This window comes from Phreatobacter sp., assembly GCF_030691135.1.
Lineage (GTDB): Bacteria > Pseudomonadota > Alphaproteobacteria > Rhizobiales > Phreatobacteraceae > Phreatobacter.
Map to the genome: position 1 here is coordinate 20,367 of NZ_JAUYFA010000081.1, position 6,651 is coordinate 27,017.

Here is a 6,651-nt window from a genome sequence, read left to right on the forward strand (position 1 = left end):
GGGGGCCGTATCCGTTCCGCAGGGCCGTTCGGCGTCGAGGACAGGATGAGCGTCAACAAGTCGGGTCACATCAGGCTGACCTCGCATCCCGGCGCCGGCACGGCGTCACGCTTCAAGGTCAACTGGGGCGCCGCGACGCCCGAGGGGCGGGGGGCGGTCGTCGCCACGGTCAACTCCGGTTCGGACCGCAACGCCATCGGCACCCATGGCGGATCCTACGCCCTCTACCGCGCGCTCGCCGTCTCGGCGGGCGCCCTCAACCCGATCCAGCGGCCGGACCTCACCAACACCCATCCGGTCGTCGACATCGGCCCCTTCCCGCAATGGTCGGAGCCGGGACGCATCGTCTCCATCGACCCCTTCGGCCACCTCGTCGGCGAGGCCTTCGGCCGCGACATTGCGGAGGGCGTCGATATCCGCCCGTCCATCGCCATCACCAAGGCCCGGCTGACTCTGCCGGAACTGCAGCACGACATCGGCAAGCGGCTTCCCGCCGACGGAACGATCGTGCGCGCCAGCGGCGACATTGCCTGCGTCAAGATCGCCATCGACCCTGTCTGGTATCTGCCCGGCATCGCCGAACGCTTCGGGACGTCCGAAACCAACCTCCGGCGGACGCTCTTCGAACAGACCGGTGGCATGTATCCCGAACTCGTCACCCGTCCGGATATCGCGGTCTTCCTGCCGCCGATCGGCAATACCACGGTCTATCTCTTCGGCGACGTCGCCAGGCTCGGCGATCCCGCCACCTTCATCTCCGGCCGCCTCCACGATGAATGCAACGGCTCCGACGTCTTCGGCTCCGACATCTGCACCTGCCGGCCCTATCTCGTGCACGGCATCGAGGAGGCTGCCCGCGACGCCCAGAACGGCGGCGTCGGCTTCATCGTCTACAACCGCAAGGAGGGCCGGGCGCTCGGCGAGGTGACGAAGTTCCTCGTCTACAATGCCCGCAAGCGCCAGGAGGGCGGCGACCAGGCTGCCACCTATTTCGAGCGTACCGAATGCGTCGCCGGCGTGCAGGATGCCCGCTTCCAGCAGCTCATGCCCGATGTCATGCACTGGCTCGGCATCCGTCGCATCGACCGGTTCATGTCGATGTCGAACATGAAATACGACGCGCTGGTGGAAGCCGGCATCGACGTCGTCGAGCGCGTGCCGATCCCGGACGATCTCGTTCCCACCGACGCTTCCGTCGAGATGGAGGCGAAAAAAGCCGCCGGCTATTACACGCCGGAGCCGGCCCCCTCGGCGGACGACCTCACCCGTGTCGTCGGCCGCAAGATCGAAGACTTCTGATGATGCGTCGCTCCTGCACGACCCAAGTGCGTCCTTCGAGGCTCGGGCTGACGCCCTCGCACCTCAGGATGAGGATGGATGCGTTCTGCAGCGTGATCCGGCATCCGGGTCGCAGCCCTACCCGATCCGGCGGCGGTGCAAGGCACAAGCCTCCTCATCCTGAGGTGCGAGGCCCCCGGCGATGCGACAGCATCGTTCGGTGCCGAGCCTCGAAGGACGCACTTCCTTGGCGCAGGGCCGACGGCGCCCTGACATTCCAGCCGGAGCCCTGCTGATGGCCTTCGCCATGCTCGATGCGCCGCGGGCCGCCCGCGCGCTGCTCACCGCTTCCGCCGTCCGCGAGCGCTCCGCGAAGATGCTGGATCTCGGCCTCGACGGTCGCCTGACCGCCTTCAGCGTGGCGATGGACCGGCTGCCGGCAGCGGCCGATGTCGTCGTCGACGTCATCCGGGCGAACTATCCCGACCTCGTCATTCCCTTCCATGCGCGCTGGCGTCACTTCGTCGCGGGCGGCCGGGATCTCGGCGCCGAACTGATCTCGGCCGTCGCCGACCCCGCCGAACGCGGCCGCACCGCCTTCGATCTCGCCATCGTCTCCGTCCTTCTCGACGCCGGCGCCGGCATGGGCTGGCGCTACCGCGACGGCCCGACAGGCGCCGAACTGTCGAAATCGGAGGGCCTCGCAGTCGCCTCGCTCCGCATGTTCGCCGCCGGAGCCTTCGCCGCCGACGGGCAGAGCCCGCGGGCCGATGCCGCGCGCCTTGCCACGATCACCGCCGACGACATCGCGGCGGGCTTCCAGGTCGGCCCCGACAATCCGCTGGTCGGTCTCGAGGGGCGCGCCGCACTGCTCGCCCGCCTCGGCCAGGCGGCGGCTGGCGCCCCTGACGTCTTCGGTACCGCCGATACGCCCCGCCCGGGCGGCCTCTTCGACCATCTCGCCGCGACGGCCGAGGACCGACGCCTGCCCGCCACCGCCATTCTCGCCGCGGTGCTCGCCCATCTCGGGCCCATCTGGCCGAGCCGGGTGACCCTCGGTGGCATCGCGCTGGGCGATTGCTGGCACCACCCGCTGATCCGCGCCGGCGATGCCAGCGACGGCCTGATTCCCTTCCACAAGCTCTCGCAGTGGCTGTCCTACTCGCTCATCGAGCCGCTCGAGAGCGCCGGCCTGACCGTCACCCATGTCGACGGACTGACCGGCCTGCCGGAATATCGCAACGGCGGTCTCTTCGTGGACATGGGCGTCATCGCCCTGCACGATCCCGCCATGGCGACAGCGGACAACCGGGTCGACGGCGCACTCGTCGTCGAATGGCGCGGCCTCACCGTCGCCCTGCTCGACGCCATCGCGCCGCTGGTGCGCGAGCGGCTTAACCTGTCGGTGGCGGACTTCCCCCTGGCGCGTGTCCTTGAAGGCGGAACCTGGGCCGCGGGCCGGCGTCTCGCCCGGGAGCGGCGCGCCGATGGCGGCCCACCGATCAGGGTCGTCAGCGACGGCACCGTCTTCTAGGATCGCACCCACATCGAGATCGCCTGGAGGGGCGCGTATGAACAAGGTCACCGTCGTCGATCACCCGCTGGTGCAGCACAAGCTCACCCTGATGCGCGACAAGAATCGCTCGACCAAGGGCTTCCGCCAGCTCCTGCACGAGATCGGCATGCTGCTCTGCTATGAGGTGACGCGCGATCTCCCACTCGAGATGACCGAGATCGAGACGCCGCTGCAGACGATGATGGCGCCGCAGATCGGCGGCAAGAAGCTGGTCTTCGCTCCGATCCTGCGCGCCGGCCTCGGCTTCGTCGACGGCATGCTGGAGCTCGTGCCTTCGGCACGCGTCGCCCATATCGGCCTTTACCGCGACCCCGCGACGCTCACCGCGGTCGAGTATTATTTCAAGGCGCCCGAGGACGTCGCCGATCGCCTGGTGGTGATCATCGACCCGATGCTGGCCACCGCCAATTCCGCCATCGCGGCCGTCGATCGTCTGAAGGAACGCGGCGTCAGCAATATGCGCTTCGTCTGCCTGCTCGCGGCCCCGGAGGGCATCGCCAATTTCCATGCCCACCACCCGGAGGTCGGCATCTGGACGGCCGCGATCGACAACCATCTCGACGAACACGGCTATATCGTGCCGGGGCTCGGGGATGCCGGCGACCGCATGTTCGGCACCAAATAGGACTCTGCGGGCCGTCGCGGCATGGCCGGCGAGGAACACGCTGCTCCTCGGCGGCCTGCGCTGTTACGAGACTGCGGCAGCGCGGGAACCCGCGCCGCCGGCGGCATGCTGTCTGCGCGCGGAGCGCCGACCGAAACGTCGTCTCCGGCGCCGGACCTTCAATCAATAGCGGACCGAGATCGGACCGCGGCGGGCGTGGCCGTGATGTTCACGATGCCCGTGGTGGCGAGCCTGGCCGTGATGACGGGCCTGGCCATAGTGCTCCCGGTGCGCGTGATGGCGCGACTGGGCGTAGCCGCGCTGGCGACCGACCTGCACCCACTGTTCGGTGGCGGGCGCCACCTGAACCGCGCGCGCCACGACGCCGTATTGCGCCGGGACATGCGCCGCGATGACGCGTTCCGGTCGCACGACGACCGTGCGGGCGACGGTGCCGTACTGCGCCGGCAGGGTCTGATGGACGATCTGCTCGGGACGGACCACCACGTGGCGGGCAATCGTCCCGTAACGGGCGGGCGTCGTGGTATCGCAGATGATCTCGCGACCATGCGCATCGTAGCGGGTCCGCCAGCCACGGGTGGCGGGCGCCAGCTGGACGTGCTGATGGACGACGCCGTACTGGGCGGGGATCCGTCGGGCGACAGTGACGGCAGGGCTCACCTGGACCGTCTCATGGACGACGCCGAGCCGGGCCGGCTCGCGATAGAGGACCGTCTGGGCCGCCCGCGTCTGGACGGTCTGGTGCACCACCCCATACTGGGCCGGCCGCACTTCGCGACGAAAGCAGGTCTCGCAGGCGCCGCCGGCAAAGGCCGGGCTGGCGGAAAGCAACGCTGCCGACGCGACGGCGAGCGTGATCGTGGTACGCATGATCAATCTCCAAGAGCTCAAGTCCGGCGAACGGCGATCGCTGATGGCGCCCGTGCCTTCCGCACCTTGGAAATGTATTGAACCAAAGGCAGCCCGGCGACAATCGAAAGGCTTTGTTTACCCTAAGGCTTCACCCTAACATCGGCGACAGGCCTCGTGACGGAGGGTGAGCCGATGGCGGGGCTTGCCTCGGGCGCCCGCTGACGCCCCCCATTCCGCCGCTCCGCGGTGCGGTTCCGGCATCTGGACAGCAAAAAGCCCCGCCGGGGTGAGCCGTGCGGGGCTTTGATTTGGTTGCCGGGGCCAGATTTGAACTGACGACCTTCAGGTTATGCGCCTGACGAGCTACCGGGCTGCTCCACCTAGGCGCTCCGGCTCTCGTGTTTGATGGCGCAGGACAGGAAGCCGGAGCCGAGCACCGCCTCCACGACAACGCTGGACAGAATTCCGGCGCTCACGCGCCCGCTCAGCCACTCTGCAGTGCCAAGACTGGCCAGCAAGATGCAGGCAAGGCCAGTGCCGACGCACAGGGCGCGACGCAGGGCGGAGGGCGGCGCATTCCGGGCGAGGATGAAGATCACCGCCAGCCCGATATAGAGGGCGCCGATCCGGCGACTGAGGACGATCACGCCGTCGCCGCCGGCAAGGGCCCAGCGCCCGGCCACGAACTGTCCCGCCAGCAGATTGGCGAAACCCAGGAACAGGGTGATGGCGGCCGTGGCGACGGCGAGAATGCGGAACATCGCCTGGAAACCTGGTGCCGCGCTAGAGGAGGCGGAGCCCGCGGCGGGCGAGTGCGATGGCGACCCGGGAGGTCAGGGTCGGGTAGCAGTCAAAGACGCCGCGCTCGCTCGACGCGATGCGGTCGCGCAGCCAGCGGGTGGGAATGTCGGCATGGACGAAGGGATTATTGGCGGGACCTGCGGCGTGATCCCAGAACCGCGTCTTCATGCCGCCGAGATTGTAGACCCTGAGGTCCAGATCCGCATATTCGGGATGGCCGGGGAGCTGGTTGATGTACCACATGCTCGCCGCGTAATCGCCGATATACGGAAAGCTGCCAAGCAGCGAGCCGAACAGATGGAACCGCGTTCGGCTGGCCATCCGCGCGAAAGCATCGATCACCTGCAGGCGGCTGTTCAGATTGATCTGGAACCCCGTATCCGTGAAGGCGAATCGCAGGCGCTTCATGTCGCCATGGACATTGAATGTTCCATAGGTCGGGAACACGTCGACGGGCGCCTCACCCGTGCAGTGCGTGGACACGATCCGATCGAGGCTGGCCCGGAAGGCCTTGGGGTCGGCGGCGTCGGCCTGTTCGACCACCACATCGAATGAGCGCCAGACCGGATCGATCTCGGCCGAACGCTGCACCAGGACGAAGCGACGGACATGAGCGGTGAACCAGTCCCGTTCTTCGGCCACCAAGGCGCGGATCACCTCGCTGCCGCTGCCAAAAATGAAGAAGTCAGACCGCCGGGTCGTTTGATCTGTCATCGTCGCCTCCTGGAAAGCCCGAGGCATGACACATTGACAAAAAACGTCAAGATGTACTTTGACTTTGGTCGCCAGGAGAGGCCATGTCAGGACCCATGACCGATTTTGATCGCGTGGACCGGATTCGGAATGCGGCGCTTGAGACGTTCCTGCGTTTCGGCTTCCGCAAGACGACCATGAATGACATTGCCGAACGGGCGGGAATGTCGCGACCAGCCCTCTATCTGCTCTTTCCGAACAAGGAGGCGGTGTTTCGGGCTGTCATCGCGGGCATGGCCGAGGATGCGCTGGCGGATATCCGCCTGGCTCTGCCAGGGCTTGGCGGCCGGCGCGAAAAGCTGCGATACGTTCTCGATCGCTGGTGTGTGAACGGCTATGCTCTGGCGATGTCGACACCGCAGGCCCGCGACCTCGTCGATGGCTGCATCGAGGTCGGACGCGAGGAGATGGCGGCCGCCTTCAAGGCTCTCGAGCAGATGATCGTCGAAATTCTGGGTGCTGGCGACGGTCCCGCGCCGATCGTGCTGGCCCAGCTGCTCACCGCCGCCGCCATCGGCCACAAGCGCGACCAGCCGGCGGTCGATCTCTACCGGCAGAAGCTCCATGACGCGGTCGACGCCGTCCTTGCAGCTCATGGCGGTGTTTGACCACCCCGCGAACGCCAAAAAAGCCCCGCCGGGGTGAGCCGTGCGGGGCTTTGGTTTTGGTTGCGGGGGCCAGATTTGAACTGACGACCTTCAGGTTATGAGCCTGACGAGCTACCGGGCTGCTCCACCCCGCGGAAGGCGGTGTCTTTGCGGTACGG

At 67.3% G+C, this 6,651-nt stretch carries 7 protein-coding genes and 2 tRNA genes; 4 read left to right on the forward strand and 5 right to left on the reverse strand.

Translation table 11 applies throughout. From position 1 onward, the window contains the following. Positions 1 to 45 precede the first annotated feature (45 nt). The 3 genes from Q8O26_RS14820 (at position 46) to upp (ending at position 3,479) form a co-directional block, all read left to right on the forward strand. Positions 46 to 1,299 (forward strand): GTP cyclohydrolase II, encoded by a 1,254-nt coding sequence (locus Q8O26_RS14820; RefSeq protein ID WP_305576917.1) that lies wholly within the window; start codon positions 46 to 48, stop codon positions 1,297 to 1,299. 286 nt (positions 1,300 to 1,585) lie between these two features. Next, on the forward strand, positions 1,586 to 2,812 hold the full coding sequence (locus Q8O26_RS14825; protein ID WP_305576931.1) for a URC4/urg3 family protein: 1,227 nt from the start codon (positions 1,586 to 1,588) through the stop codon (positions 2,810 to 2,812). A gap of 37 nt (positions 2,813 to 2,849) precedes the next feature. Beyond that, on the forward strand, positions 2,850 to 3,479 hold the full coding sequence (gene upp / locus Q8O26_RS14830) for a uracil phosphoribosyltransferase (RefSeq protein ID WP_305576919.1): 630 nt from the start codon (positions 2,850 to 2,852) through the stop codon (positions 3,477 to 3,479). 162 nt (positions 3,480 to 3,641) lie between these two features. Here upp and Q8O26_RS14835 read toward each other — a convergent pair whose 3' ends face one another. From Q8O26_RS14835 to Q8O26_RS14850, 4 genes are all read right to left on the reverse strand, one after another. Then, positions 3,642 to 4,349 (reverse strand): hypothetical protein, encoded by a 708-nt coding sequence (locus tag Q8O26_RS14835; protein WP_305576921.1) that lies wholly within the window; start codon positions 4,347 to 4,349, stop codon positions 3,642 to 3,644. Between the two features lie 291 nt (positions 4,350 to 4,640). After that, a tRNA-Met gene (locus tag Q8O26_RS14840) sits at positions 4,641 to 4,718 on the reverse strand. Next, a complete protein-coding gene (locus tag Q8O26_RS14845; protein ID WP_305576923.1) occupies positions 4,712 to 5,092 on the reverse strand; it encodes a hypothetical protein in 381 nt (126 codons plus the stop codon). Before Q8O26_RS14845 ends, Q8O26_RS14840 begins: the two co-directional genes overlap by 7 nt. Positions 5,093 to 5,114: 22 nt before the next feature. Further along, positions 5,115 to 5,846, reverse strand: coding sequence for a hypothetical protein (locus Q8O26_RS14850; protein WP_305576925.1), 732 nt, complete (start codon positions 5,844 to 5,846; stop codon positions 5,115 to 5,117). Between the two features lie 83 nt (positions 5,847 to 5,929). On the opposite strand from Q8O26_RS14850, the gene Q8O26_RS14855 reads away from it, so the two are divergent. Continuing rightward, positions 5,930 to 6,493 (forward strand): TetR/AcrR family transcriptional regulator, encoded by a 564-nt coding sequence (locus tag Q8O26_RS14855; RefSeq protein ID WP_305576927.1) that lies wholly within the window; start codon positions 5,930 to 5,932, stop codon positions 6,491 to 6,493. A 57-nt stretch (positions 6,494 to 6,550) separates the two neighbouring features. On the opposite strand, the gene Q8O26_RS14860 is transcribed toward Q8O26_RS14855, so the two are convergent. After that, positions 6,551 to 6,627, reverse strand: a tRNA-Met gene (locus Q8O26_RS14860). Positions 6,628 to 6,651 lie beyond the last annotated feature (24 nt).